We start from the raw sequence: 23,540 nt of genomic DNA, 5'->3' as shown, positions 1-23,540 counted from the left end.
CGTTTTATTCGAAGGTAATGCGGGGGAGGTCATATCCCCTGCAGCGTGATAGGAACGGGCACGGGGAGCCCCGCTGACAGGGGGAATATAAGCGTTTTAGCGGGAAAATGCATACCGGTGGGGCGGCTAATGCTCCCCGGCATCGCCCCCTCTGCCCCGCTCATTCCCAATGCCCTGCCCCCGGTCCGGGCCAGTCACCTCGCATGACCGGCATCCGTCCCCGCCGCATGAGTCCGAGACCGAAGGCTCAGCATCGCGACTCTTAGCACGCTCCCGACCCGCATCCTCATTTCGGTTGCTGTTGCATCGGTGAAAGAGAGCTGAAGCATGTTCAGGTGCCATCGGGAAGGGATCCTTTGTTCTGTTTTGGTTTACAGGTTCAGCTGCCAAACAGGCGGGCGTATTCCGCTGCGGTTTCCCCGTCAGCCGTCGTCACCGTGATCCGCTCCGGGATGCTCCGGTAGAGGGCGCTGAAGTTCTTCACGCAGGAGGGCGAGGAAAACCAGATTTCATCGATGAAGTCGAGATCGATGCTCTCCTCCTGCTCATGCTTGCCATGCAGGTAGACGGAAAGCGGGGTGACGGTGTTGCCCTCTTCCTCAAGAGCGTTGACAAGGTAGCTGTCAACAAGGTTAGAGCCGGGCAATAGGACCTTTTGGGCGCTGATGCCTCCGTCCTTCAGCATGCCGGCAATGGCTGACGGACTTTCTGGCTCAAGCTCGAAGTCGCTGAGTATGCCGTACTTCTGCAGCTCGGTAGCCGCCGGCCGGCCGAGGGTGCAGATGCGGGCACCCGACAGGTGGCGAACATCGCGGCCGAACTCCATCAGGTAACTGAAAAAGTACTTGACAGCAAAGCGGTTCGGGAAGAACACGACCGGCCAGTCGCCGATAGTATTGAAACATTCCTCGAGCACGCTGCGCTCCGCAGCCTCCTCTCTCCGGCAGGGAAAGTTCACCCTTACATAGTCACGGTTGCTGAAGTGGGTTGGCTCACCGCCGACCGTCAGTACTTTCTTCTTTCGGGAGAACCAGTTCTCCTCGATGAAATGATTGATGTTCTCACCGATGATGAGCAAGGCAGGAGAATATGCAACCCTGTCGCGCCGCAGGAACTCGCCGATGGTACCGGTAAAGACCTGCTGGTTGTAGCGGGTGGCGTTCTGGACGATAGCCACCTTCGTCGACTCGCTTCTCCCTTTTTTCAGGACCGCCTCAAGCACTGCGTGAACGGACGATGCCACCATGTAGTAGACCAGCGTGTCGGCATCGGGCGCCTGGATCTTGTTGATGGGATGGCCGGTGCAGAAGGCCACAGAAGAGGATACCTTCCGCATGGTGAGCGGGATTTCGCTGTAGGAACTCGCCCCGTGCGCGGCCGTGATGCCGGGGATGATTTCGTAGTCTATGCGGTGCTGACGGAGGACATCGATTTCCTCACCCCCGCGGCCGAAAACAAACGGATCGCCTCCCTTAAGACGGGCGACAGTCTTACCACGAAGCGCGTGGCGGACGATCTCCTCATTGATGGCATCCTGCTCGAAGTGGTGGCTGTCCTTTCGCTTGCCGGTATAGATCTTCAACCCCTCAAACCGGTCGACGAGGGCACTCGTGACCAGATCATCGTAGAGGATAACGTCGGATGCATGCAGGGCACGCTCGGCTTTGAGGGTAAGGAGGTCGGGGTCGCCGGGACCGGCGCCGATGATATAGACATATCCCTTTTCCTGCTGGTTGTTTTTTTTCATGTCGGGGTACTTCAGATGTTGCTTGCTGGGTGGTGTGCGTTGCCGAGAAAGAGGTCCTTGATTGCGTTGCGCCACTCGACCGAACGGCGGGCATTCCTGCCGTCGGAGGAGACGGCGACCGTCATTCCGTCGTGGCGGAACAGCGCTGGAGAGATGAAATCAGAATCCCGACGATTGTCGACAATGTTGCAGAGAATACCCTTCTCTTGCGCATCGTCGAGGACCCGGTGATTGAGTCGGTCGTCCTCGGAGCATGCATATATGAGAAAAAATCCATCGAGATCAGAGGGCTCGTATGATTTCTTGAGCTGATGGATACCCGTTGACAGGATCTCCATGCTGATATCAGGCGCCAGGACAGTGACGTCGCCGGTGAAGAGCAGGACCGACTGCAATTTATGCATGGCCAGCGCCCCTCCGCCGATGAAGAGGATCCTGCGCCCGTCGATGCGGAGGTTGATAGGAATGAAGGTGCTCACAGTGCCTCCCTTGACCTGCGGACGGATATGGTGACCTTGAGCAGGGCGGTCAAGAGAAGTGCTCCGCCTGCCCAGATACCAATTGTGACGAGCATGTCCGGCATTGCGGGCGCGTAGACCGTTCCGCCGTCCGGCGAAGCCTGGCCTGCAAGGATCAGGCCGGGTCCGCGGTCGAACCATGCAGAAATGGCGATCAGGAGGCCTGCAGCGGCAGCGAGCATGCCGCCCGTCCTCCGGACCACCGGCAGCAGAAGCAGTGCGACCGAGACCGCCCCGGCAACAAGCAGCACGGAGGGAAGCAATGAAAACGGAGCATATGCAGCGGGCAGCGCCTCACGCGCCATGTCGCTGTAAAGCAGACGAAGGGCGTAGGTTTCCGAAGGCAGGTTCCCGAGAAACGCGGTGCCGGCATCAAGGCCTATGAAGAACAGCGAGGCCAGGCCAGCAAGAGCGGTGTAGCCGGCAAGACGCTCCACCAGCTCTTTGCCTTCATCGGGACCCGCGGAACGGCGCATGGCTACCACCATGAACATGAGGAGCCCCATGCCGGCGGCGAGGCCCGAAACCAGGATCCTCGGTGCGAGCATGGCGCTCGTCCAGAGTCCGTAGGTCGGCATAACGGCGAGCATGAAAGCGGCGATGACCGGAAGTGCGAACCCGACCGGCACGGCAAGCATGACGACCGCACGAAGCCAGCGTGGCGGAGTGGTGCCTTTCTTTCGTGAGGCAAGAAGCGCCCATCCTGCACTGAGCGATAGGACAAGATAAGCCATGAGGGCCGGAGCATGCCATGAGGCGGGTGCAGAGGGCGACATGTTCATGAAGAGGCCCGGAATGCGCGAAGGCATGCCGAGCCCTGCTGCGATGAACAGCAGACTCATGGCTGCGGCTACTGCAGCAAGGAATGCCGAGAGCGGAGCTGCGGCAGACAGTTCACTGCGCTTCATGAGACGCTCGGGAACAAGGATGAAAAGCGCCGATGCGGCAAGACCCGCAAGGAATGGCAGCTGCGCGTTGTAAATACCCCAGACCGCACCGACGCCCATGCCGGTGGAAGCGAGCCCTTCTTCGCTCTGTATCCGGTAGCCATGGATGCCCGCTCCCGCCAGAACAGCGAGAAAGGTGATCCAGGTCCAGTACGCGGCGTTCCCTTTGAGTGCTTTTTCGAACATGGCTGATTTTTCCTGATTCCTGTCTTGTGTTCCTTAAATGATGTAGAATACCGACGGTTCGGTGCCGAGCTCCGGCTTGCGCCGCATCGTCTCGTTCGACCCTAGCAGCCTGCTTACGGCGGACTTGGGGTCGTTGAGGTCACCGAATGTCATCGCCCCTTCAGGGCACTGGCTCGAGCATGAGGGTTCAAGGCCTTTTTTCAGGCGGTCGGAACAGAAGCTGCACTTCTCGACGACACCCTGCTCTCTCGTCGGATATTCGGGAGTCGGTTCCTTGATAGCCGGGCGGGGGTCGCTCCAGTTGAAACTGACCTCTCCGTACGGGCACGCAAGCATACAGGAACGGCAGCCGATGCAGCGGTGGTAATCGATGGCGACAATGCCGTCCTTTCTCCGGAAGATCGAGTCCGTTGGACACGCCCTCACGCAGCTCGGCTCTGCACAGTGGTTGCAGAGGGCGGGAATCGCCTGCTTCGTGGCGCACGCAGTACCGAGAAGTGCGCGCCCATCCTCCTTATGGATCCACTCAACCTGTCGGCGCGGGTCGCTGAATGTGGGCACATTATGGCTCCTGCGGCAGGCATCGAGGCATGTCGTGCAGCCTTCGGGGCAGCGGCGTGTATCGATCACCATTCCCCAGCGCCTGCCCGGCTGTTTTGGGGAGGAAGCCCACGCGGAAGCAGATACACGCTCAAAGAGCGGGTTGCTGAGGATACCCGAAGCAGCTCCCAGTCCGGCAATGAGGCCGAGTCCCGCTTTCCTCATGAATGTCCTTCTCTCTTCGTTCATCACGGTAGATCTTGTGGAGATATGTGGCAGTTCCAGCAGTTCGGCTTCACGTTTGCGTAGTTGTGGCAGCTGAAGCAGAAAAAGCGGTTGTTGTCGTGGCAGCCAAGGCAGGTGGCGAGATCCTTCTGGAACCGCCGCCCATCGGGTGTCTTCATGAAGGCATCGGGCCCTTCATGGGCTGCATGTTCTTTCCAGTCAGCCAGCACCTGCATATGATGGGTCTGCATGTACTCTTTAGGGTATATGCAGACAGTGCTGTCCGCTGTACCAGAATCAGCCGCCGGGGAAGCATCCCTTGTTTCGGCGCCCGTGGCAAGGTAAGCCGCTGCGGCAAGCATGGCCACGATGACCAGTCCGATGAGTGTGTTCTTATGCATCATCGCTCTCCCCCTCGCCTTTTCCGGCCATCGGATTCTCCCTCAAATCCACGGTCCTCTTTTTCTCGCCCTGCATCACCAGCGCGTTGCCCACCAGCTCGTGCAGACCGTAGACGGTCACACCGGGGTTCCAATAGCGCATGAGGGAGGGCAGGGTCGCACGGTCGATGGCGCAGATGGTCACCAGCGAGTTGACCCGGTGCGACTTCTTGACGTGGCGCACCGCATTGGCACGAGGGAATCCGCCGCGCATACGCATCTCCATGAACTCTTCGGCATTGATGCCGCTGCCCGAACCACAGCAGAACGTCCGCTCGCGGATGGTGTCTTCCGGCATCTCGTTGAACGAGTTGCAGACATTGTTCAGGACGTAACGGGGCTCTTCGAACATGCCCATGCCGCGCGCCACGTTGCAGGAGTCGTGGAAGGTGGTGCGGAGATGGTCGTTGCGGCTCGGGTCCAGTTTCAGCTTGTTGTTATGGATGAGATCGGCGGTGAACTCGGCAATGTGCACCATCTTGGTTGCAGCCGCATTCGTGAACTTCGTGCCGGTGACCGGAGAGACCGGCTGCTCGAGGAATCCGGCCGGCCCGTTCATCGTATTCATGTACTGGTGAACGACGCGCCACATGTGGCCGCACTCGCCGCCGAGGACCCATTTTACCTTAAGCCGCTCGGCCTCGTGGTACATTTTTGCGTTCAGCTTCTTCATCATGTCGTTCGTGGTGAAGAGTCCGAAGTTTCCCCCCTCGGAGGCGTAGGTGCTGATGGTGTAGTCAAGGCCGATGTGCTCGAAAAGCAGCATGTAACCCATCATGGTATAGACTCCGGGGTCTCCGAACACATCGCCCGAAGGGGTGATGAAAAGCACTTCGGCCCCCTTGCGGTTGAAGGTGGGGTTCACCGTCACGCCGGTAAGATCCTCGATGTCATCGACCAGCGATTCGATGTTCTGGACGAATGTGTGCGGCTCGATGCCGAGATGGTTGCCGGTGCGGTTGCAGTTGGCGACCGGGGCAAGGATCCAGTTGTTGTTGACGCCGATCAGGTTCAATAGTTCACGCGCCACCATCGTAATCTCGGCCGTATCGATGCCGAGCGGGCAGAACACGGAGCAGCGGCGGCACTCGGTACACTGATAAAAGTACATATGCCACTCCTTGATGACCTCCTGCGTCAGCTTCCTCGACCCGGAAAACCCTTTCAGGATTTTCTCCACCATGGGGAAATCGTTCCGGTAGACCGAGCGGAGCAGCTCGGCGCGAATGACCGGCATGTTCTTCGGGTCGCCGGTGCCGAGGAAGAAATGGCACTTGTCGGCGCATGCTCCGCAGCGCACGCAGGCGTCAAGATAGAGCTTCAGCGAGCGGAACTTTTTCAGGCGCTCTTTCAGTCCCTCGTGGATAGTCTTCTCCCACCCCTCGGGAAGCTGCCAGTCGTCATCAGGAGCCGCCCATTTGCGGGGATTCGGAAAGCCGATCTCTCCGAGCACTTCAGGCTTGGCTGAGTGGCACCAGTTTCCGTCGCGGAACTCGACCGGCATATCCCACCACTCCTGGCGAGCGTAATCGCCTTTCAGGGGGCTGGGTTTTTCCAGGAACTCGCGGGTGAGCTGGTTTTTTTTTGGTGCGTATTTTGACATGATCAGTCCTTTTCAACCGGAAGTCCGGCTTTTTTCATCTTTTCCCGGTAATCATCCTCGTACTCGCTGTAGGTACGGAACTTGATTTTCTTGTTCCACGGGTTTACATGCCGCTTTTCGCGGCTGTTATTAGCCAGATTGCGCGTAGGGCTGAGGAAAATCGCCCCGGCATGCATCAGCTTGCTGAATGGGAAGTAAACCGCCAGCACCGAAGCAAGGAACAGGTGGATGTAGAAGAGCGGACTGATCGAACCGGGCGCATCGAAACTGAAGGCGGCAAGGTTCATCATCAGCGCCTTGATAGCGAGCACGTCGACCTTGGCAACGTAGCGCATCGACATGCCTGCAAGGACGATGCCGCCGATGAGGAAGAGCGGGAAGAAATCGGTCTGCAGAGAAATGATCCGCATCTTCGCATCGCGCAGGCGTCTGGCGACAAGGTACGTGATGGCTGCAAGCACGATGGCGTCCGTCATGTAGAAGGCCGGCAGTGTGAGCTCAAAAAAGCGGTCGGTACGCTCGATGAGCTGCACGACAAGGGGCGGCTCAATGAAAAAGAAGCGTGCGTGGCGCAGACCGATAAGAAGCAGCGACCAGTGGAAGGCCAGCCCGCCCATCCAGAGCCACTTGCTCGAAGCGTAGGCCAGCTGCGGACCCGTATGGAGCTCGGCTTTGGTGTTGCGGAACAGCGAACGGAAAAAGAGCACCTCCATCATCACGCGAAGGGCCGCCTGCCACTTCGTGGCGGGGCTTTCAAGTTTCTGGTGCTTGATCCAGTCGAGTGATTTCTCCTGACCGCAGGTGGTAGTGATGCAGAACGGCACCGGACGGCTCAGCCAATCGTACATCCTCCAGGCAAATCCTGCCACAAAAAGCAGGACAGCAAGATAAGGGATGATGACGCCGAACAGATAACCCATGCCGAAGTAGGCGACTCCTACATACGGAATGCATGAGAGGACGGCAACCATCACGAGGGGCATGAATACTTTTTTCATGAAACGGCCCTCCTTAGCAGCATGTGCATCTGGCTGCGCGCCTCGTCGACTTTTAGGCGATAGATGTTCTCACGGTTTTCCATGAAACAGTCGAACGCTTCGAGCGTCATCTCGTCCATACGGCGGCGGCATGCCTCGCGCCCGGCATCCTCCGGGATGAACTCCTGTATGAGGTCGCAAAGGGCACCGAAGAGAGCGAGAGACTTCGATGGAGGAAGAGGCTGGACGGCAAAGATGCGGGTGAGACGCTCAATCCCCTCCCGGCAGTCGACTCCGCCGCCGATGTTGTCAAGCACCGTCCCCATGGCATCGGCGAGCGCCTCGCCGGCCGGTGTCGCCCGGGACATATGTTCAGGGAACATCCCGAGTCCGGCGCTGCTCCAGCGGTCGAGCACCGCAGTCCGGTTCAGGGAGACCGCCTGCTTCCAGTTGTTCATCATAATGCGATACGATAAATAAAGTGTGTTCAGAGCCAGCTGTTGACCCGGTGGACTTCGACGAGGTCCACGAACCCGTCGTAGCCAACCGTCTTGACGCCCTCGACGAGGGATCCGATGGCGCGTGCCTCGAGATCCGGCTGGAGGGCATAGACCGGGTTGGTCTTCAGGAGGGTTGCGATGTCGGATGCATAACGGCCCGAGGACTGGACGGCATAGACGCCGTTCTCGATGAAAAGCACGGGATCGCCGGGTGCCGCAAAGCGTATGCACTCCTGCATCGACGGGCTTTCAAAGGGTGATTTATTGATGGTGTGCAGCATGATAGCTTTCAAGATTCAATGGTTGCTGTTCAGGCTCTCCCCCGGGGAAGCGCCCTTCAGTGGTGGATGACGACGTCCTGTTCGTTCATCCTCCGGCCGATTTCGGCCGAGTCGAGCACCTCCACGTCGACAAGCAGATCCTCTTCGGTGAGGCCGCGTTCGTCAAGCGAGGTACGGTCGACATAGAGCTTTTCCACATCATAGCCGTCGAGGGCCATGAAGGTTTTCGCGAATCCCTTCATGGAAATGCCCTCTGTCTCCTGCCCTTTTTTCAGGGCGTAGACCCCATCGCCGATGAAGGCGACCGAAAGGTCCTGTTCATAGGCAGCCATGATGAGGATCATCTCGAGCCCCTCATAGGTGTAGATCGAACCGTGGGGAGCACGGCGCATCACGTGCATGATCTTTTTGATGTTCTCTTCCATGATGGTTCAGTCTCCGAAGGTTAACAGTCTGTCGTTGCGGATGGCGATGTCGGTAAGGGTGCCGAGCCCCGTTATGGAGCCGCCCCTGATCATCAGTTCGTCAGTGATGCCGCGCCTCTTGGATGCGGCGATGCAGGCCAGCACTTCGAAGCCGTGCTCGGTCGCAAGGGCACTCCAGCGCTCAGCGATGTTGCGGTCGTCCTGCGGCGGATCGCCGAGTTTGGTCGCATTGATGACCCCGTCGTTGTACAGGAAGACGGCGTCGATCCTGTGGCCTTTCTGGATGGCCGCTTCGGCGAACTTGTACGCCGTGTCGGAGGCCTGATGGTTGTATGGCCCTTCCTTGAGAAGAATTCCTATGTTCACCTTATTCCTCTGTTTTGATTGTTGTCGATGCCCGGGATCCGCTCAACAGCAGCAAGCGGTTTTGGCGGCAAGGCCGTCATAGAGCGGTCCCCAGGTTTTTGCCTGAAGGGCGAACGGAGCCTCGATGTAGCGGCAGAAATAAAGCGCATCCAGTGCTGCGGGTTCGTCGCCCGCCTCAAGAGCCCGGAGCGCCTTCCGGCCGGATGCGGCTGCATCCTGGCCTGTAAGCCGGACCTGCTTCCAGTAATTGACCGCCTCGCGCCTGAACGAAATGGTACGGCCGAGGGCTTCGGCCGACTTGAGGTTCGATACGACTTCACCCCGAGGGCCGAAGGAGACCGCCCATCCGTTTTCCGCCCACTTTTCCGATGCGTCCACGGCCCGGGTAATCCGGGCTATGAGTTCTTCGTACATGGTTTTCCTGTTGTCCGTATCCCGCCGCAACAAGAGCGGCGGGGTCGGGTGTTGAGGGTTACAGGCCGTCGCCCATGCCCATCTGGATATACCCTGAGGGGCAGACCAGCGAGCAGATATGGCAGCCTACACATTTCACATAGTCGGTTTCCACCTTCTCCCCTGCGGGGTTGTCGCGGTGTCGAAGCACGGCTTCCTGCGGACAGAACGACACGCACTGCTTGCAGTCAAAACAGAGACCACAGCTCATGCAGCGCTCCGACTCGGCCTTCACCTGTTCGGGCGAAAGTGCCTCAAGCAGTTCATCATGGTTGCCCACTACTGCTTCAAGCTCGCGGTTCACCCGCGTGGCGGGCGCTGCGGGAAGGAAGTAGAGAAGATCCTGCTTCTGGGCCTTCGTCACCTCGCGGCGCACCGGTTCGGGAAGCGGCTCTCCTTTCAGGAAGGCGTCGATCGACTCGGCGGCTTTGCGCCCGTGGCCGACTGCCGTCGTGATGAGATCCACTTTCAGTGCGTCGCCTCCGCCGAACACGTTTTCACGGCCGGGGATGCGGAAGTTGCGGTCGACCTTCATCCAGGGTCCGCTGCCGATCACGCCATCAAGACCGCTGAAATCGGCACCCTGACCGATGGCGGCAACCACCATATCGGCATCGATATCGAAGGTCTCGCCGGTGCTCTTGTAGCGGAGGAACGGGATCGGGGAGTTCCACCCCTCCTCACCTTTCTCTTTCTTCACCATCTTAGAGCAGCGGAGGCCCCGGACAGCCTCGCCGTCGCGCAGAACCTCCACAGTACCGCTCATGTAGTGGACCGTCGTGCCTTCCCGGACTGCGTCCAGAAACTCGTTGTCAAAGCAGGCCATCTCGTCGCGGGGGACACCCGATACCAGAATGGCCTCCGAGCCGAGGCGGAGAGCGAGGCGGGCCACATCCATGGCCACGTTACCGTCACCGATGACGACAACCTTCCTGCCCACCGGCACATTGTCCCCCATAACCTCATAGTTGCGAAGGAACTCGATGGCATTGGTGGCCGAGCGGCTGCCCTCGAATCCCGGAACGGGAAGGGAGCGCCCGACCTGAGCGCCGATGCCGAGGAACACGGCGTCATATTCTTTTTCCAGCTCGGCCAGCGTAATGTCGCGGCCGACCCGCGCCCCCATCTTCGTCTCGATGCCGAGCGCCGTAATGCGGCCGATTTCCGTATCCAGGACTTTCCTGTCGACACGGTAGCCCATGATGCCGTAGAGCACCATGCCGCCGAGTTTCTGATTGGCGTCGTAAATGGTGACTGCGTGTCCCATGCGGCGTAGCTGGTATGCGGCAGAGAGCCCTGCAGGGCCACCGCCTACCACAGCAACGCGCTTTCCGGAATCAGGGCCCGGTGCCGGCAGCTGGAGCCCTTTTTCGATGCCGTAGTTGCCGATGGCCTGCTCGACCGCGTTGATTGAGACGCTTCCGTCATGATACTGACGGTTGCAGCCACCCTGGCACGGATGGGGACAGATCCTGCCCATGACCGCGGGGAAGGGGTTGGTATCGACAGCCCTTTGCCAGGCAGCCTTCAATGGATCATCCGACGGGTCAACACCGTTCAGGAGCCGGTTGATGCCCCTGATGTCCTCGCCTGCAGGGCACTCGGCCGAGCAGGGCGGCATCTGACGCACGTAAACCGGACACTTGTGGCTGTGGTCCCCGAACGCAACGATCTTGTCCTCACCCGTAAGCTCGCTGTAAGCGGGAAACGTCCAGTTCGTCGCGAAGTCAAGAATTGGATTTGATTCTACCTGCATGAAAGTATCTCCTTTGGCTAAAAGCGGACATGGGCCGACTGGTTGAAGGTGGTTCTCGCGTGACGGTAGCTGTCGATCATGTCCTCGTCAAAGGTCAGGCCCGTCTCTTCGAAGAACCGCTTCCATCCGATGCGGTTGATCCATTCGCCGACGCGCTCCCAGGGGCGACCGCCTGCCTTGTATGCTGTGAGGATTCTGCCGACTGCGTCGGTGACCTCGGGCCAGCGGGGCGGATTGTTGGGAAGATTGTGGGCGACGATGCTCATCGTCGAGGGTTTCGATCGGGCATTGCTGTTCTTGCCGCCGACCCAGATTGCGAACTTCGAGTGCTCGGGATGGTTGATCTCCATGGCCGGACAGGCACCGAAGCAGGCTCCGCAGCAGATGCATTTTGCCTCATCGACCATCAGCGAGCGCTTGCCGTCGACCACCGTCGGCCGGATGGCGGCGACAGGGCAACGGGCGACTGCTTTGGGGAGCTCGCAGACCATCGACAGGTGGTCGTGGTTGATGCGCGGCGGACGGGTATGCTTCACGACAACGGCGATATCGGCCTGGCCACCGCAGTTGATCGAGCAGCAGGAGGTGGAAAGGCGAACCTTGTTGGGCATCTCCATGTGCTTGAACTCGTGGTAAAGGGTATCCATCATCGACTTCACTACACCGGAGGCGTCGGTCGCCGGAATGTCGCAGTGCAGCCACCCCTGGGTGTGCGACACCGAGGAGACGCAGTTGCCGGCTCCGCCGACAGGGAAGCCCATCGACTCGAGCTCCCTGATCATCGGTTCGACGTTATCCGGGTTCGGGGTCAGGAACTCCACGTTGTTGCGGACGGTGAAGCGGAGATGGCCGTCACTGAAGCGGTCAGCGACTTCACAGAGCCTGCGGACCATGTCGACCGTATCCTGGCGAGGGGTGCCCGCACGAACGGTGTAAATGGCATCTCCGCTTTCAGCCACGTGCTTGAGTACGCCGGGACGGGGGATTTCATGGTACTTCCACTTGCCGTAGTTCTTTCTCACCACAGGGTGAAGGGCCTCCTGGTAGGTATGGGGGCCTGACTCTATGGTCTTCCAGGTTCTTTCAGGACTGCTCATGTTTGTTTCCGTTCTTGTTTTGCCTGTCGGCCGCCGGACTCGTGCCCTCGCTCCGCCCGGCCCTCCCTGAAGGGGAAGGCCCGGGGCCGGGGGTGCGGCCGCCTCTTGGTTGTTGGCTTAATTGACTCTTAGGGGCCCTCTTAGTATTTCGCCTTGAAATAGGGGTTGTCGCGGGGGCGGGCAACCTGGTTGATGTCGACTTCAATGCCTACACCTTCGAGGAACTGCTTCAGCCCGACACGCTCAATGCTCTCACCGATCCGCTCGTGGTCGAGCCCATTGTCATCCCACCAGTCGATAATCTCTTCGACCAGTTCCATGAAGGCTTCGCGGTCCTCGTCCGTCTCCATTTTCATGAAGGGGATGATAAGCGAACCCATGTTGACGCCGACCTTGAGGGTGTTTTTTCCGCCCATGAGCAGTGAAATACCGCGTTCTTTTCCAGGAGAGAGCGCCTTCGGCATGACATTCAGGCAGTGCATACAGCGCACGCAGTCGCGGGTCTCGATCTTCATTCCGCCGTTCTCGAGCGTGATTGCCCGGGTCGGACAGAGATTGATGACCTGGTTGACCAGCGCATCGACACCGTTCTTCTCAATCCACTCCTTGAGGGCAGGCTCGTCCACCTGGATAGCATCCTTCCAGGTACCGATGACGGCAAGATCGGAGCGCATGATGGCATTGGTGCAGTCGTTCGGGCAGGCCGAAAACTTGAACTTGATCTTGTAGTTCCACTCCGGACGGTGGAGCTGGCTGACAAAGTGACGCAGCGCCTGCAGATGGAGTTCAAGGTTGTCGTAGCAGGCCTGTTCGCAACGTGCCGGGCCCGCGCACGACACAGCGGTACGCATGCCGGCACCTGCACCACCGAGATCCCAGCCTTTTTCATTGAGCCGGTCAAAACACTCCTGCACCTTGTCCTGCTCAATACCCTGAAGCATGATGTCGCCGGTCTGGCCATGCAGGGTGATGATGCCGCTTCCGTACTCCTCCCAGATATCGCAGAGCTCACGAAGCATCTCGGTATTGTAGTGGAGGCCCGGAGCGGGCTGGATGCGCATGGTGTGGAACTCTGAGGCCTCGGGAATCTTGTCTTTGATCATCGAGTACCGGGTGATGACGCCGGCGCCGTAGCCGTCTACCGTCACCAGACCGCCTTTCCAGTATCCCATCTTGGTATTGTATGAATACTCAAGCTGATCCATCACACCGCGTAGCATCGGCTTTTTCGTCCGCTCCGCAAGCTCTTTGAAGCCACCGACGAAACTCGGCCAGGGGCCGTTTTCGAGTTCATCAAGCATCGGCGTGGGGTTCAGGAACTTGTCACCGCACCCTCCGCCGGAGTGTCCGCACTGATGCGATCCGCATGAACCCGCACCTTTCGCTTCTTCCATTTTTTCTCCTCCTTTAATGTCTCTGTAGATTGAGGCCGATGGCCGTTTTTGCTGTTTGGTTACACGCAGCCGGTCGGCTTCGGAAGTCCTGCCACCTTACAAGCCTGCAACGCAGGACCTTTCGGGAAGAGTCCGTAGAGGAACTCGCTGGCCTCTTTCTTGTCGATGCCCTGTTCGGCAGCGATGGCCTTGGTGAGCACCTTGACAGCCGGGGCAATCTGGTACTCGTCGTAGTAGTTCCTGAGGAACTTCACGAGCGCCCAGTGCTCGTCTTTCATATCGATCTCTTCGCCTTCGGCGAGTTTGCCGGCGATCTCCTCGGTCCAGTCTTCAAGATTGACGAGGTAGCCGTTCTCGTCAGTTTCTACGGTGACTCCGTTGATGGTGATGCCCATGGTCCTCTCCTTTTGATGATGTTTGTTTGAAAAGAATGACTAGAGTTCTGCACTCATTAATATAACCATATAGTTATATAATTAAGCAAGAGGGGCCGATTTTCCAAATCCGGACTGCATTTTTTCGATCCGAACCTGCTTAACTAAAGACAAATATAACTATTCAGTAATATAGTTACTAAAACGAGAGGTGATTTACAAGCTCTCTAAAGATTTTTTTATCCTTACAGTGAAAAAAATTCAGCAGGAACACCACCGACATACGGAGGGAGCCCGTTTTCAGGCAGATTTGGTCGTGCAGGAACGACTGGAAGATCGAAACAGGGCCGAGAGGGACACGAACGTTTCCGCCCATCCGGGAGTCGCAACGGCATGGATGTGAGCGTATGAGGCAAACAGGTTCCCCTGGAGAATCCCGTCATAATCCCCGCTGATACCGGTACCACGGACCACATCGAACTGCCATTGGGGACGTCCGTTGATGGCAACAGCCTTCGAGTAATGGAATTCGTGGGCACGAACCCGCTCGCTTTCGCTGAACCACGGCGAGCAATGAAGACTTTTGAGCTCCAGGTAGCCATGACCTGCAGGATGCTTCTGGAAGTCGATTTCCAAAGGGAGAACACCGACAAGCTGATGCCGTTTCCCGTTCCAGGTAGCTCCTGATGAAAGATAAATGAGGCCGCCGCACTCCGCGTAAAGCGGCATGCCTGATTCCACAGCTTGGCGGACGCTGTCGCAGAGGGTGAGGTTGGCTGCGATTTCGTCAATAAATGATTCAGGAAATCCTCCGCCAAGATAGAGTCCGTCGAGCACTGGGAGCTTCCTGTCCTTCATTGAGTCGATGAACACAAGCTCTGCACCACGATTCCGGAGGGCTTCGAGGTTTTCGGGATAATAGAAGCAGAATGCCCGGTCCCGGAAGACTCCGATTCGAGCACGTCCGGAGAGCGGAATCCCTGCTTCCGCTTCAGGCATATCTTCGAGAGGAAAGGATGAAGCGGAAAAACAGATGTTTCGGATGGCCTCCATATCACAATGAGCGGCAACGGTTTCCGATGCACTTCGGATGGCAGCTTCGGCACCCTCGCCGCTTTCGTCAACCGTCGTGAGACCCAGATGGCGCTCCGGAATGACAAGACGTTCATCGACCGGAATGGCACCAAGCACCGGCACCTTGCAGTAACGCTCGATTGCAAGTCGCTGTTTTTCGCCCTGACGCTTTGTGCGGACCCGGTTGAGCACCACTCCGCAGATGTCTGCTCGCGGCTCCATCTGCTGCATGCCCATGACGATTGCGGCAATGCCGCGCCCGGCACTCAATGCGTCGACGACGAGCAGTACCGGTGCCTTGAGCATTGAAGCCAGACCTGCACTACTGTCAGATCCGTCAAGAGAAATACCGTCGTGGAGACCGTGGTTGCCTTCGATGAGATTGAGTACCGCCGCACCCCGGAGGGCGTAACGCGAAAACGACTGCATGCAGCCGTCATCGCCCATCATCCAGGGGTCAAGGTTCCGCGACTCCTCCGCACCGGCCAGGCGATGCCAGGCCGGATCGATATAGTCGGGTCCCTTCTTGAAACACATGACCCTGTCACCCGCAGCGGAAAATGCGTGCGTAAGAGCAAGCGTAATGGTGGTCTTTCCGGAACTTTTGCCGGGAGCCGACACCATCAGCCTTGGGATCACAGCTTCATTTTTCTTCACCTGCACCACTTATTTCTTGCGGATAAAGAAGGTGTGGGCACCGCCGTCCTCGGTATGCTCGACAACCTCATTCCCGGTTCGGTTGGCCCAGGAAGCCATGTCGTTGACAGAGCCGGGATCAGTAGCAGTCATCTTCAGCACCTCTCCGCTCTGGAGTGCGTCGATGGCTTTCTTTGTCTTGAGAATCGGAAGAGGGCAGTTAAGTCCTTTGCAGTCCAGTTCAGCTGCGGCAGCGATTGCGCTCATGGTTGTATCTCCTTGTTTGTATTGTTGGTTGTCAAATAACACGTTTTGTTCTTCAGCCCCTGTCCTTCGGGGGCATCTGCTCCGCCCTGACGCGGCTCAGGAAAAAAATATCGGCATCGTCGGTTCCGACCACCGAGCCATCGGCGTGAACGAGCGGCTCTTCATAGTCGTTCCACCCCCGCAGACCGGTACGCAGCGACACTACGCTCTGGAAACCCAGCCGCTGCATCGAGTGCGCGGCAAGAACGCTCCGTCTGCCGGAACGACACACCACGACGATTTCACGCTCTCGACCGCAGGCAAGTTCGGGCAGAGTATCCTCATACCCCCATTCGCAGGCCGCCTCCAGTATCCCCCTCGGGACACTGACGGATCCTTCGATATGCATGGCCGCATACTCATAAGACTCACGCACGTCGAGAATGAGGAGATTGGAATTCTTCTCCATGCGCTCAACGAGGGTCCAGGGCATGATTTCACGCACGTCGCGCAGGCACTCTTCGACCAGTTCGGAAAAGGTTGGCATCGGATTCAGCGGTGTGGTTGCCCTCAGATAAACAGCGAGATGTCGGCATCGGCAGCATACTCGAGAAAGGTGGCCGCACCGCCGTACTCGACACCGTCGATGAATTCATCTTTCGAGAAACCGAACACCTCCATAGTCATCTGGCAGGCGATGAAACGCACGCCAGCTTCCTGGCACATCTCACGGAGCTGCTCGACGGTGGCCACACCCTTCTTTTTGAAAGTCTCTTTCATGAGCGAGGTTGCCATGCTGTCAAAGCCCGGAATGTTGCCGGAAATGATGTTTGGCACCGGCCAGTTGATTGACTGGAAATCCTTGCTGCCGAACGGCATCTTCATCGGCATGGCAGGGTTGGTATGCGGAGCAACCTTGGCGTCAATCTCCTTTTTGAGAAGCGGCAGGCCATAGAATGTAAAGAACACCACCGCTTCCATGTCCATTGCTGCGGCCGTCGAAGCAAGGATGAACGGAGGGTAAGCCCAGTCGAGGGTTCCCTGTGAAGCGATGATTGCCAGTTTTTTTGTTTCAGCCATGGTGGTCCTCCAGTGTTGAACGTGGTTGGGTTGTTGCGGAGGGAGGGCATAACCCGTCGCCCCCCCAATAATAACTATATAACCGAGTAATTATATAGATGATAATAAAAGCGCGGGTAACCACCAAAAAAAAGGTGGATTTTTAAAGGGCCGGCCACTTACCGCACGAGCATGCCTGTAGCTGCAACGAGCAGGATAAGCACCTGGAGAAGAGCGATGACGCCGAAGATCGGGCGTTTTTCCCGGAAAAAGGCGGGGGCGGTGAAGAGCAGGCAGACGACCGGGATCATGCAGATCATGATGATGGCCAGATAACTCAAAGCGTCCCCTCGCAGAAAGCTCTCCGGGCTGGCCATAAACGACCATCCGACCGGGGCGTTGAGCTTTTCCTGCATGACCGATGCCTTCAGGTGCCAGTTGGCAGCCATGGCGTTGATTGAGACTTTCTGAGGAAGCAGAAGAAACACGTAAGCGGCGTAACTCCCCCCGAGGAAAAGCATGGCGAAGTGTGAGAGCTTATCGAGCACACCGGCATAGGCTAGCTGCTCATTCTGAACCGGCGGTTTTCCCAGTGTATCCTGGTTCATATCCCAAATCCTTTTAAGAGTGAACGAATACCGGCAACAGCAAGCATGCTGACCACTATGACGCGGACTGAACCGGTGTTGACTTTCGTAAGGAGCTTCGCTCCGATTTTCGAACCGAGCATCATGCCGCCGATCGAGGGGACGGCGATCAGCGGAAGCATGGCGCCCTTGAACATATACACCCAAGCGGCAGCCGCCCCGTTGATCGAGAGCACCAGGCCGCTCGTGGCTACTGACACCTTGAGGGGCACTCCCATGAGAAGGTTGAATACCGGTACGTTGGCAAAACCGGCACCAAGACCGAACATCCCGCCGATGAAGCCGATCATGAGAAAAAAGACAAGACTCAGCGGCGTGCGGTGAACCTGCCAGGAGATCTCCTTCTTGATAGACTCTTCATAATAGATACCGGAAATGTGCAGTGCTTTTGAGAGGGCGTCCGGAACCTTCACCTCGGGATAGCCGGACTTGCCCGACAGAAACATTATGGTGGCGATGGCGACAATGACGATGCCGAGCAGCAGCTGAACCGTCTCTGCCGGAAGCGAGAGGCCGACCATGGCACCGGCAATCGAACTCACGGAACCGATGAGGGCCATGGGGAGTCCGAGCTTCAGGTCAGCCAACCCCTTGCGCATCAAAGGCGCGCCTGCGGAGATGGCACCTGAAAGCGCGACCATCAAACCCGCCCCTCTCACATAGTCGAGATGAAAAGGAAAGAAGCTGCTGACGATGGGGACAAAGAGCACCCCGCCGCCGACACCCGCAAGCACAGCGAAAATGCCGAGAACAAACGAAAAAAGAAAAGCAGCAGCACCCATACCCACCATGCGGCCTCAAAGGCCGCTTCCGGCCCAGCAGCCAGCAGCGTGGAGGGAATTAAAAGAAGCAGCAGCAGCGCAAATGAGGCCACGGAAAGAGTCCTGGTCGGTACCGGCATAACTGAAACTCCTGTAGTCGATGAATAAATACGTTAGGGCGAGGCCCCCCTGGAGGGGCAGCGGCAGGATGGGAGACCAGCCGCTGCATTTCGGGGGTTATTTCCCCTCGTTCAGGTAGAAGGTCTTTTCCTCGGGACGGAACGGACGGTTCAGCCAGAGCGGACGGCGGAGGCCGCCGGGGCCCGGGGCCGGCCTCGTCATTGCGAGCCACTCGCGGTAAACGGCCTGCGAACGGTCGGTGTCGACGAACACATCCCCGTACTCATCACCTTCATGCGCGGGCTCAATGCGGACCTTCTGGTGCCAGCAGTGCATGCCGCTGATCGGGTCGGGATGCACAGGGAAGGTGATATTCTGATGAACACCGCCGTCGCTCCAGAAGATCCTCGATGTATCGGCATCGGCGCTCTCGTGTGCCTGCACATCCTTTTCAACCCGCATCTTCCACTTCGAGCCACCCTCCTTGGTGATCTTCACGGTATTGGCAGCCCAGCGGTTGCAGGATGCATCCTCTTCACGCCGCCAGCGGCCTATGTGGTGCGAACAGGCAAGCACGCCGGGGCGGATGCCTTCGGTCACAAGGGCGCGGTTGATGAAGAACCCTATGTCGGTATTGACCCTGATCAGCTGGCCGTTTTCCAGTCCAAGCATTTCGGCATCGGTGGCGTTCACCCAGACAGGATTTCGGTGGGCGATTTCAGCAAGCCACTTGGCGTTGCCGGAACGCGAGTGGATGAGCACCGGCAGGCGGAAAGTCGGTACAAGAACGAACTCTCCTTTGCTATGATCCATCTTCTCCTCATGGATATGGCTCTTGATGTAACCGGGAAGCCGGTACTCAGGCCATTTCCAGTCGACCATGGTCTGGGAGTAGAACTCCTGCTTGCGCGATGGGGTAGGAAACCCGGTGCATGATTCACCCTTTACCTCCACGCCGACAGCCTTGCCGTTTTTGGTGATGAGGCCGCTCTCGGGGTCGACAGCCGATCCATCCAGCTCAGATGCCGCTGGTGCTTTCCGGTTCACATCATAAACCTTGGTCTCAATCTCGAATGCACCGAACTTCTGCATATACTCGAATGCTCCGAGCCCCTCTTTTGCTGCAGCCTCGGTGAGGCCGGGTGTGTGCTCGAAGATGTAGCGGTAGTATTCACCGATCGTAATCTTCTCTCCGGGACGGTAGGGAGAGGTCACATGCTCTCGGATACCGAGGCTTCCGTCGGGGTCGATGCGCCAGGTAAGCTCGATCCAGAACTCGTCCTCTTCCCATACCTCGCCGGGGTTCGCCTCCCAGGTGAAGGTAACCGGCTTGCCCATCTTCTCGCTTGCGACCCTCAGCACCGGCTGACGGAACGCAATCCACTTCCCTGCATGGGTTTCATAGCTGATGATGTCGTGGCGTTCGGGTGAGTGGCCCATCGGAAGTACGTAGTCGGCGAAGTATGCAGTCTCGCTCCAGGTCGGGGTGAGGGCCGCGTGCATCCCGATCTTCGATTCATCTTCAAGGGCTTCGATCCAGGAAAAGCCGTCGGGGTATGTCCATACGGGGTTGAATACCCTTGTGAAGTAGACGTCAAGCTTACCGCGGCCTTCCTTGAGGAAATGCGGAAGCAGAAAACTCATTTCAAAGTGCGCGAGCGGATACTCGTTCGGGAGGTGCAGCTCGTTCCAGTGCGTCTGGGGCTTTGGGTTGGCAGGTACGGTCGGCTTGAACTTGTTCCATGCGCTCGGCGCGGTACCACCAACCGTGCCGACGCTGCCGGTAAGTACGTTGAGGAAATGAAGGGTACGCGACACGGCCCAGCCACCGAGGTTGCCACTGCTGGCGCTGCGCCATACATGGGTGGAGAACTGCGTACCGGCCGCGCCAATCTGGCGGGCGACATCGATGATCGTGGAGGCAGGAACGCCGCTCTCTTTCTCGGCATACTCCGGAGTGTACTTTGCGTACTCTTTGGCAAGGGCCTCGATAAACGCCTCAAACGAAACCTGTGAGCCGGGATATTCGTTGGCAAGGTACTCTTTCCAGTTCACCCAGTTTTCCAGGTAGTCGCGGTTGTAGAGGCCCTCTTCGATAATCACCTTCGCCATGGCGAGCATCACGGCCGGTTCGGTGCCGGGGTAGGTCGGCATCCAGTAGTCGGACATGCTTGCAGTGTTGGAGAGGCGAGGGTCGAGGACTGCGAGCTTGGCACCTTTCATGCGGGCTTCAACGATGCGCTGTGCGTGAGGGTTGAAGTAATGGCCCGACTCGAGGTGGGCGCTCACGAGCAGAATGAACTTGGCGTTGGCATGGTCCGGCGAAGGACGGTCGAACCCCTCCCAGATGGCGTACCCGAACCGGGCGCCCGAGGAGCATACATTGGTGTGGCTGTTGTGGCCATCGACATTCCAGGCACGGAACACCCACTCCATGAACCCGTCGTGACCCGGACGGCCGACATGATAGGAGATTTCGTTGTTGCGGCCTTCCATGATGGCCTTTCGCATGCGACCGGCAATATCATCGAGCACGCTGTCCCAGCTGACCCGCTGCCACTGTCCTGCCCCCCGCTTGCCGACCCGTTTCATCGGGTAGAGGACGCGGTCCTGATCTTCGACCTGGTTGAGAGTTGCGGGGCCCTTGGCACAGTTGCGCCCGCGGCTTGCAGGATGATAGGGGTTGCCGACCAGCTTGCGGATCTTCATGTCCTTCTTGTCCACGTAGGCAAGCAGTCCGCAACCCGCCTCGCAGTTGAAACATGCGGTAGGGATGAGCATGTACTCGTTCGACTTGCGTTCCGGCCAGCTTTTTGAATCGTACTCCACCCAGCTGTCCCATTTTTCAGGGGGAGGGCACGCCGCCGGAGGGCCTTCAATGGGCATCGGGACGGCGCCGGTCGAGGTTTCGCTGTGCAGGTCCGCAATGATGCCGACCTTCTCGGCAAGTGTCTCTATGAGGGTTGGTTTATGCTTGTAACTCATGCTTGTCGCTGCTCCGGGGTTAACTTAATGAGATTGTCTGCGGGGCCTTGACCCATACTTTTTCTGTGTAGAAGACGCCGCCGAGGGCGAAGATGGAAGCCACGGCGAGGGTCAGTGAGCCGGTCGGCACAAGGACCGCAAGGAGGGGGAGCAGGTTGCCCAACAGGACGCTGCCGTACCAGAAATCACGCTTCAGGCTTCCGCTCCTGATTGCTTCGGCCGCACGCTCGGCTCCGACTGAAGGATGGCGGCCGTACAGCTCCGTTGCCATTACGATGAGATGGAGGACGAATGCACCCGCAAGAACCATTTTGAGCTGCCCTGCGGCACCCTCATTGATACCGATGAAGAGAGAGAGGAGCGTCATTGCTGCGCCTCCGGCAATCACCGAGTTCAGGAGCATATGAAGGGAGAGCATCGGACTCTGCCAGAAGTCGCGCCCCTTGGCCGAACCGAAGAGGAACGCCGTGTAGACGGCCGTCAGGAGCGCCATTGCAGCTCCGCCCCAGAGGCCGGCAGAAGCAAGCAGCGGTAGCGAAAACCATGTACCTGCCCCCCAGAGGGCGAGGAATGCCCCGTAACCCGTAATGGTGAGGCCGCCCCGGACGAGCCACGAACCAAACTGAGGGCGGAGCATGACCGAGCTAAAACGGTCCGGTCGATCGAGATCCTTCACAAGGAAACCGCCGGTCAGGGCAAGGAAGACCAATGAAATCGCCCAGAGGCCCCACTGCATGGCCGGAGAAAGCGCCACGTCCGGTAAGAGAGCGAAGGCGAACAGCAGAAGGAACGCACCCGCAGACACGGCTTTCGACCATACATACGCAGGAACTTCCCAGCCCCAGACGGAGCCTTTTGAGGGAGCATCGTATACCCTGCGGGGAGCTCCGGCTTTCGTCTTTGCGCCGTGCGAACCGGCAGCAGACTGGTCGGGAACACCGTGGCCTTCACCGTGCACCGCATGCTTGGCGAAGTGGCCGACGCCGCGCGACTGGGCGCTCCACATATAGGCGCCCTCTTCGGGTGCCTGGAAAGGATCGAGGGAGGCGCCGTCTCCATTGATATAGAACACATTCGGGCTGGTCCCTTTTTCCGGCTTGCGGACAACGGTGCGCTCGTTTGCCACCAGTTTGGAGATTTCACTCTGAGGGTCATCAAGGTCTCCCGAAATAATCGCCTGCTGAGGACAGATCACCGTACAGGCGGGCTTCAGGCCAATCTCGACCCTGTGCGAGCAGTAGCTGCACTTTGCTGTCGTCTGAGTCTCGGGATCGATGTACACGGAGTTGTAGGGGCATGCCTGTGCGCAGGCTTTGCACCCGATGCAGCGGCGGGAGTCGAAATCCACAATCCCGTCAGGCCGCTTATGCAACGCTTCGACAGGACAGATATCCACGCATGGGGGTTCCTCGCAGTGGTTGCAGCGCAGCACGGTAAAGTAACGGCGTGTATCGGGGAAGGTCCCCTTCTCCACATACTTCACCCAGGTCCTGTTCACACCGAGCGGAACCTGGTTTTCTGATTTGCAGGCAACGGAGCATGCATGGCATCCGATACACTTGCGGGCGTCAATGACAAAGCCGTAATTCATGAACTGGTTTGTTCTAAGTATTATGAAGGGCCATGCTCCCTTGCCTCAGGCATGCGCCCGGCAAAGACGGAACACGGGAGATCAACCTCTTCGCCGTATCACTATATAACCGAATAGCTATATAATAACACAAGAGATCCATTCTCCAAAAAATATTCGGAGGAAAGGCGTACTTTTTCTCAAGTTTTGCTCGCCCCCTTTAGCATCCACCTTCAGAAATGAGGATTGGCGGGGTTCTTTTTTGAACATTACTCCCGTTTTGCTAATATGCTGGCTGGCCGGGCACCAAGCCAATCCCGCAAAGCACCATTTGTAATTCAATCAATCAAAGCCCTTACACCCATGAGCGCACACGTCTATAAGAAAATTGAGATCGTAGGATCCTCCGCCACCAGCATTGAGGAAGCCATCAACAACGCGGTTGCAAAAGCTGCAGAATCGGTCCGCAACATCCGCTGGGTGGAAGTCATGGAGACCCGCTGCCATGTCGAAGACCAGAAAGTTGCCTACTTTCAGGTGACCTGCAAGATCGGCTTCACCCTCGACTGAGCACCTGAACCGTTCATCTATTACGCATGAAGGGCGCCATAGG

Annotated in this window: 24 protein-coding genes and 1 pseudogene; 1 reads left to right on the top strand and 24 read right to left on the bottom strand. The window is 58.1% G+C overall.

Annotated features, from left to right (window positions below):
• Nucleotides 1–379: 379 nt before the first annotated feature.
• The 24 genes and pseudogenes from cobA to A3K90_RS01860 form a co-directional block, all read right to left on the bottom strand.
• Nucleotides 380–1,747 carry a uroporphyrinogen-III C-methyltransferase gene (gene cobA, locus A3K90_RS01975; protein WP_303680914.1) on the bottom strand — a complete coding sequence of 456 codons (1,368 nt, stop codon included), beginning with the start codon at nucleotides 1,745–1,747 and terminating at the stop codon, nucleotides 380–382.
• 11 nt (nucleotides 1,748–1,758) lie between these two features.
• Nucleotides 1,759–2,226, bottom strand: coding sequence for a bifunctional precorrin-2 dehydrogenase/sirohydrochlorin ferrochelatase (locus A3K90_RS01970; protein ID WP_303680913.1), 468 nt, complete (start codon nucleotides 2,224–2,226; stop codon nucleotides 1,759–1,761).
• Nucleotides 2,223–3,398, bottom strand: a complete 1,176-nt coding sequence (gene nrfD, locus A3K90_RS01965) for an NrfD/PsrC family molybdoenzyme membrane anchor subunit (RefSeq protein ID WP_303680912.1) — start codon at nucleotides 3,396–3,398, stop codon at nucleotides 2,223–2,225. Before nrfD ends, A3K90_RS01970 begins: the two co-directional genes overlap by 4 nt.
• A gap of 33 nt (nucleotides 3,399–3,431) precedes the next feature.
• Nucleotides 3,432–4,187 (bottom strand): sulfate reduction electron transfer complex DsrMKJOP subunit DsrO, encoded by a 756-nt coding sequence (gene dsrO, locus A3K90_RS01960; protein ID WP_303680911.1) that lies wholly within the window; start codon nucleotides 4,185–4,187, stop codon nucleotides 3,432–3,434.
• Complete coding sequence (gene dsrJ / locus A3K90_RS01955) at nucleotides 4,187–4,567, bottom strand: sulfate reduction electron transfer complex DsrMKJOP subunit DsrJ (protein ID WP_303680910.1); 381 nt, start codon at nucleotides 4,565–4,567, stop codon at nucleotides 4,187–4,189. The genes dsrO and dsrJ overlap by 1 nt, the downstream gene beginning before the upstream one ends.
• Nucleotides 4,557–6,206 (bottom strand): sulfate reduction electron transfer complex DsrMKJOP subunit DsrK, encoded by a 1,650-nt coding sequence (gene dsrK / locus A3K90_RS01950; RefSeq protein ID WP_303680909.1) that lies wholly within the window; start codon nucleotides 6,204–6,206, stop codon nucleotides 4,557–4,559. The genes dsrJ and dsrK overlap by 11 nt, the downstream gene beginning before the upstream one ends.
• Nucleotides 6,207–6,208: 2 nt before the next feature.
• Nucleotides 6,209–7,204 carry a sulfate reduction electron transfer complex DsrMKJOP subunit DsrM gene (gene dsrM / locus A3K90_RS01945; protein WP_303680908.1) on the bottom strand — a complete coding sequence of 332 codons (996 nt, stop codon included), beginning with the start codon at nucleotides 7,202–7,204 and terminating at the stop codon, nucleotides 6,209–6,211.
• Nucleotides 7,201–7,644, bottom strand: coding sequence for a hypothetical protein (locus A3K90_RS01940; RefSeq protein WP_303680907.1), 444 nt, complete (start codon nucleotides 7,642–7,644; stop codon nucleotides 7,201–7,203). Before A3K90_RS01940 ends, dsrM begins: the two co-directional genes overlap by 4 nt.
• A gap of 26 nt (nucleotides 7,645–7,670) precedes the next feature.
• Nucleotides 7,671–7,964: a sulfurtransferase complex subunit TusB gene (gene tusB, locus A3K90_RS01935; protein WP_303680968.1), complete on the bottom strand. Its 294-nt coding sequence runs from the start codon at nucleotides 7,962–7,964 to the stop codon at nucleotides 7,671–7,673.
• A gap of 56 nt (nucleotides 7,965–8,020) precedes the next feature.
• Nucleotides 8,021–8,389, bottom strand: coding sequence for a sulfurtransferase complex subunit TusC (gene tusC, locus A3K90_RS01930; protein WP_303680906.1), 369 nt, complete (start codon nucleotides 8,387–8,389; stop codon nucleotides 8,021–8,023).
• 6 nt (nucleotides 8,390–8,395) lie between these two features.
• Complete coding sequence (tusD, locus tag A3K90_RS01925) at nucleotides 8,396–8,755, bottom strand: sulfurtransferase complex subunit TusD (RefSeq protein ID WP_303680905.1); 360 nt, start codon at nucleotides 8,753–8,755, stop codon at nucleotides 8,396–8,398.
• 42 nt (nucleotides 8,756–8,797) lie between these two features.
• A complete protein-coding gene (locus tag A3K90_RS01920; RefSeq protein WP_303680904.1) occupies nucleotides 8,798–9,169 on the bottom strand; it encodes a hypothetical protein in 372 nt (123 codons plus the stop codon).
• A gap of 58 nt (nucleotides 9,170–9,227) precedes the next feature.
• Nucleotides 9,228–10,964: an NAD(P)-binding protein gene (locus tag A3K90_RS01915; RefSeq protein WP_303680903.1), complete on the bottom strand. Its 1,737-nt coding sequence runs from the start codon at nucleotides 10,962–10,964 to the stop codon at nucleotides 9,228–9,230.
• Nucleotides 10,965–10,981: 17 nt separating this feature from the next.
• Nucleotides 10,982–12,061: a dissimilatory-type sulfite reductase subunit beta gene (gene dsrB, locus A3K90_RS01910; protein WP_303680902.1), complete on the bottom strand. Its 1,080-nt coding sequence runs from the start codon at nucleotides 12,059–12,061 to the stop codon at nucleotides 10,982–10,984.
• Between the two features lie 140 nt (nucleotides 12,062–12,201).
• The gene (gene dsrA, locus A3K90_RS01905) at nucleotides 12,202–13,455 is read right to left on the bottom strand and encodes a dissimilatory-type sulfite reductase subunit alpha (RefSeq protein ID WP_303680901.1); all 1,254 of its coding nucleotides are present in this window, start codon (nucleotides 13,453–13,455) and stop codon (nucleotides 12,202–12,204) included.
• Nucleotides 13,456–13,514: 59 nt separating this feature from the next.
• Nucleotides 13,515–13,850, bottom strand: coding sequence for a TusE/DsrC/DsvC family sulfur relay protein (locus tag A3K90_RS01900; RefSeq protein ID WP_011356801.1), 336 nt, complete (start codon nucleotides 13,848–13,850; stop codon nucleotides 13,515–13,517).
• Nucleotides 13,851–14,129: 279 nt separating this feature from the next.
• Nucleotides 14,130–15,566, bottom strand: a complete 1,437-nt coding sequence (locus A3K90_RS01895) for a cobyrinate a,c-diamide synthase (protein WP_303680900.1) — start codon at nucleotides 15,564–15,566, stop codon at nucleotides 14,130–14,132.
• Nucleotides 15,567–15,569: 3 nt separating this feature from the next.
• On the bottom strand, nucleotides 15,570–15,806 hold the full coding sequence (locus A3K90_RS01890; RefSeq protein WP_303680899.1) for a sulfurtransferase TusA family protein: 237 nt from the start codon (nucleotides 15,804–15,806) through the stop codon (nucleotides 15,570–15,572).
• 52 nt (nucleotides 15,807–15,858) lie between these two features.
• Nucleotides 15,859–16,332, bottom strand: a complete 474-nt coding sequence (locus A3K90_RS01885; protein ID WP_303680898.1) for a rhodanese-like domain-containing protein — start codon at nucleotides 16,330–16,332, stop codon at nucleotides 15,859–15,861.
• Between the two features lie 23 nt (nucleotides 16,333–16,355).
• Nucleotides 16,356–16,865: a DsrE/DsrF/DrsH-like family protein gene (locus A3K90_RS01880; RefSeq protein WP_303680897.1), complete on the bottom strand. Its 510-nt coding sequence runs from the start codon at nucleotides 16,863–16,865 to the stop codon at nucleotides 16,356–16,358.
• Between the two features lie 158 nt (nucleotides 16,866–17,023).
• Nucleotides 17,024–17,452, bottom strand: a complete 429-nt coding sequence (locus A3K90_RS01875) for a hypothetical protein (RefSeq protein WP_303680896.1) — start codon at nucleotides 17,450–17,452, stop codon at nucleotides 17,024–17,026.
• A pseudogene (locus A3K90_RS01870) lies at nucleotides 17,449–18,392 on the bottom strand (sulfite exporter TauE/SafE family protein). The gene A3K90_RS01875 and the pseudogene A3K90_RS01870 overlap by 4 nt, the downstream one beginning before the upstream one ends.
• A 97-nt stretch (nucleotides 18,393–18,489) precedes the next feature.
• A complete protein-coding gene (locus tag A3K90_RS01865) occupies nucleotides 18,490–21,357 on the bottom strand; it encodes a molybdopterin-dependent oxidoreductase (protein WP_303680895.1) in 2,868 nt (955 codons plus the stop codon).
• Nucleotides 21,358–21,376: 19 nt separating this feature from the next.
• Entirely contained in the window at nucleotides 21,377–22,948 is a 1,572-nt protein-coding gene (locus A3K90_RS01860; RefSeq protein WP_303680894.1) for a 4Fe-4S dicluster domain-containing protein, read from the bottom strand.
• A gap of 342 nt (nucleotides 22,949–23,290) precedes the next feature.
• On the opposite strand from A3K90_RS01860, the gene A3K90_RS01855 reads away from it, so the two are divergent.
• The gene (locus tag A3K90_RS01855) at nucleotides 23,291–23,497 is read left to right on the top strand and encodes a dodecin (protein WP_303680893.1); all 207 of its coding nucleotides are present in this window, start codon (nucleotides 23,291–23,293) and stop codon (nucleotides 23,495–23,497) included.
• The last annotated feature ends 43 nt before the right edge of the window (nucleotides 23,498–23,540 follow it).

This window comes from Pelodictyon luteolum (assembly GCF_001622165.1).
GTDB classification, from domain to species: Bacteria; Bacteroidota; Chlorobiia; order Chlorobiales; family Chlorobiaceae; genus Chlorobium; species Chlorobium luteolum_B.
This window is presented reverse-complemented; position numbering and strand designations above follow the sequence as displayed.

Bases quoted from the DNA above. Each gene is read 5' to 3' on its own strand.
- cobA (WP_303680914.1), bottom strand. From the start codon at position 1,747: ATGAAAAAAAACAACCAGCAGGAAAAGGGATATGTCTATATCATCGGC.
- nrfD (WP_303680912.1), bottom strand. From the start codon at position 3,398: ATGTTCGAAAAAGCACTCAAAGGGAACGCCGCGTACTGGACCTGGATC.
- dsrO (WP_303680911.1), bottom strand. From the start codon at position 4,187: ATGAACGAAGAGAGAAGGACATTCATGAGGAAAGCGGGACTCGGCCTC.
- dsrJ (WP_303680910.1), bottom strand. From the start codon at position 4,567: ATGATGCATAAGAACACACTCATCGGACTGGTCATCGTGGCCATGCTT.
- dsrK (WP_303680909.1), bottom strand. From the start codon at position 6,206: ATGTCAAAATACGCACCAAAAAAAAACCAGCTCACCCGCGAGTTCCTG.
- dsrM (WP_303680908.1), bottom strand. From the start codon at position 7,204: ATGAAAAAAGTATTCATGCCCCTCGTGATGGTTGCCGTCCTCTCATGC.
- A3K90_RS01940 (WP_303680907.1), bottom strand. From the start codon at position 7,644: ATGATGAACAACTGGAAGCAGGCGGTCTCCCTGAACCGGACTGCGGTG.
- tusB (WP_303680968.1), bottom strand. From the start codon at position 7,964: ATGCTGCACACCATCAATAAATCACCCTTTGAAAGCCCGTCGATGCAG.
- tusC (WP_303680906.1), bottom strand. From the start codon at position 8,389: ATGGAAGAGAACATCAAAAAGATCATGCACGTGATGCGCCGTGCTCCC.
- A3K90_RS01920 (WP_303680904.1), bottom strand. From the start codon at position 9,169: ATGTACGAAGAACTCATAGCCCGGATTACCCGGGCCGTGGACGCATCG.
- A3K90_RS01915 (WP_303680903.1), bottom strand. From the start codon at position 10,964: ATGCAGGTAGAATCAAATCCAATTCTTGACTTCGCGACGAACTGGACG.
- dsrB (WP_303680902.1), bottom strand. From the start codon at position 12,061: ATGAGCAGTCCTGAAAGAACCTGGAAGACCATAGAGTCAGGCCCCCAT.
- dsrA (WP_303680901.1), bottom strand. From the start codon at position 13,455: ATGGAAGAAGCGAAAGGTGCGGGTTCATGCGGATCGCATCAGTGCGGA.
- A3K90_RS01900 (WP_011356801.1), bottom strand. From the start codon at position 13,850: ATGGGCATCACCATCAACGGAGTCACCGTAGAAACTGACGAGAACGGC.
- A3K90_RS01890 (WP_303680899.1), bottom strand. From the start codon at position 15,806: ATGAGCGCAATCGCTGCCGCAGCTGAACTGGACTGCAAAGGACTTAAC.
- A3K90_RS01885 (WP_303680898.1), bottom strand. From the start codon at position 16,332: ATGCCAACCTTTTCCGAACTGGTCGAAGAGTGCCTGCGCGACGTGCGT.
- A3K90_RS01880 (WP_303680897.1), bottom strand. From the start codon at position 16,865: ATGGCTGAAACAAAAAAACTGGCAATCATCGCTTCACAGGGAACCCTC.
- A3K90_RS01875 (WP_303680896.1), bottom strand. From the start codon at position 17,452: ATGAACCAGGATACACTGGGAAAACCGCCGGTTCAGAATGAGCAGCTA.
- A3K90_RS01865 (WP_303680895.1), bottom strand. From the start codon at position 21,357: ATGAGTTACAAGCATAAACCAACCCTCATAGAGACACTTGCCGAGAAG.
- A3K90_RS01860 (WP_303680894.1), bottom strand. From the start codon at position 22,948: ATGAATTACGGCTTTGTCATTGACGCCCGCAAGTGTATCGGATGCCAT.
- A3K90_RS01855 (WP_303680893.1), top strand. From the start codon at position 23,291: ATGAGCGCACACGTCTATAAGAAAATTGAGATCGTAGGATCCTCCGCC.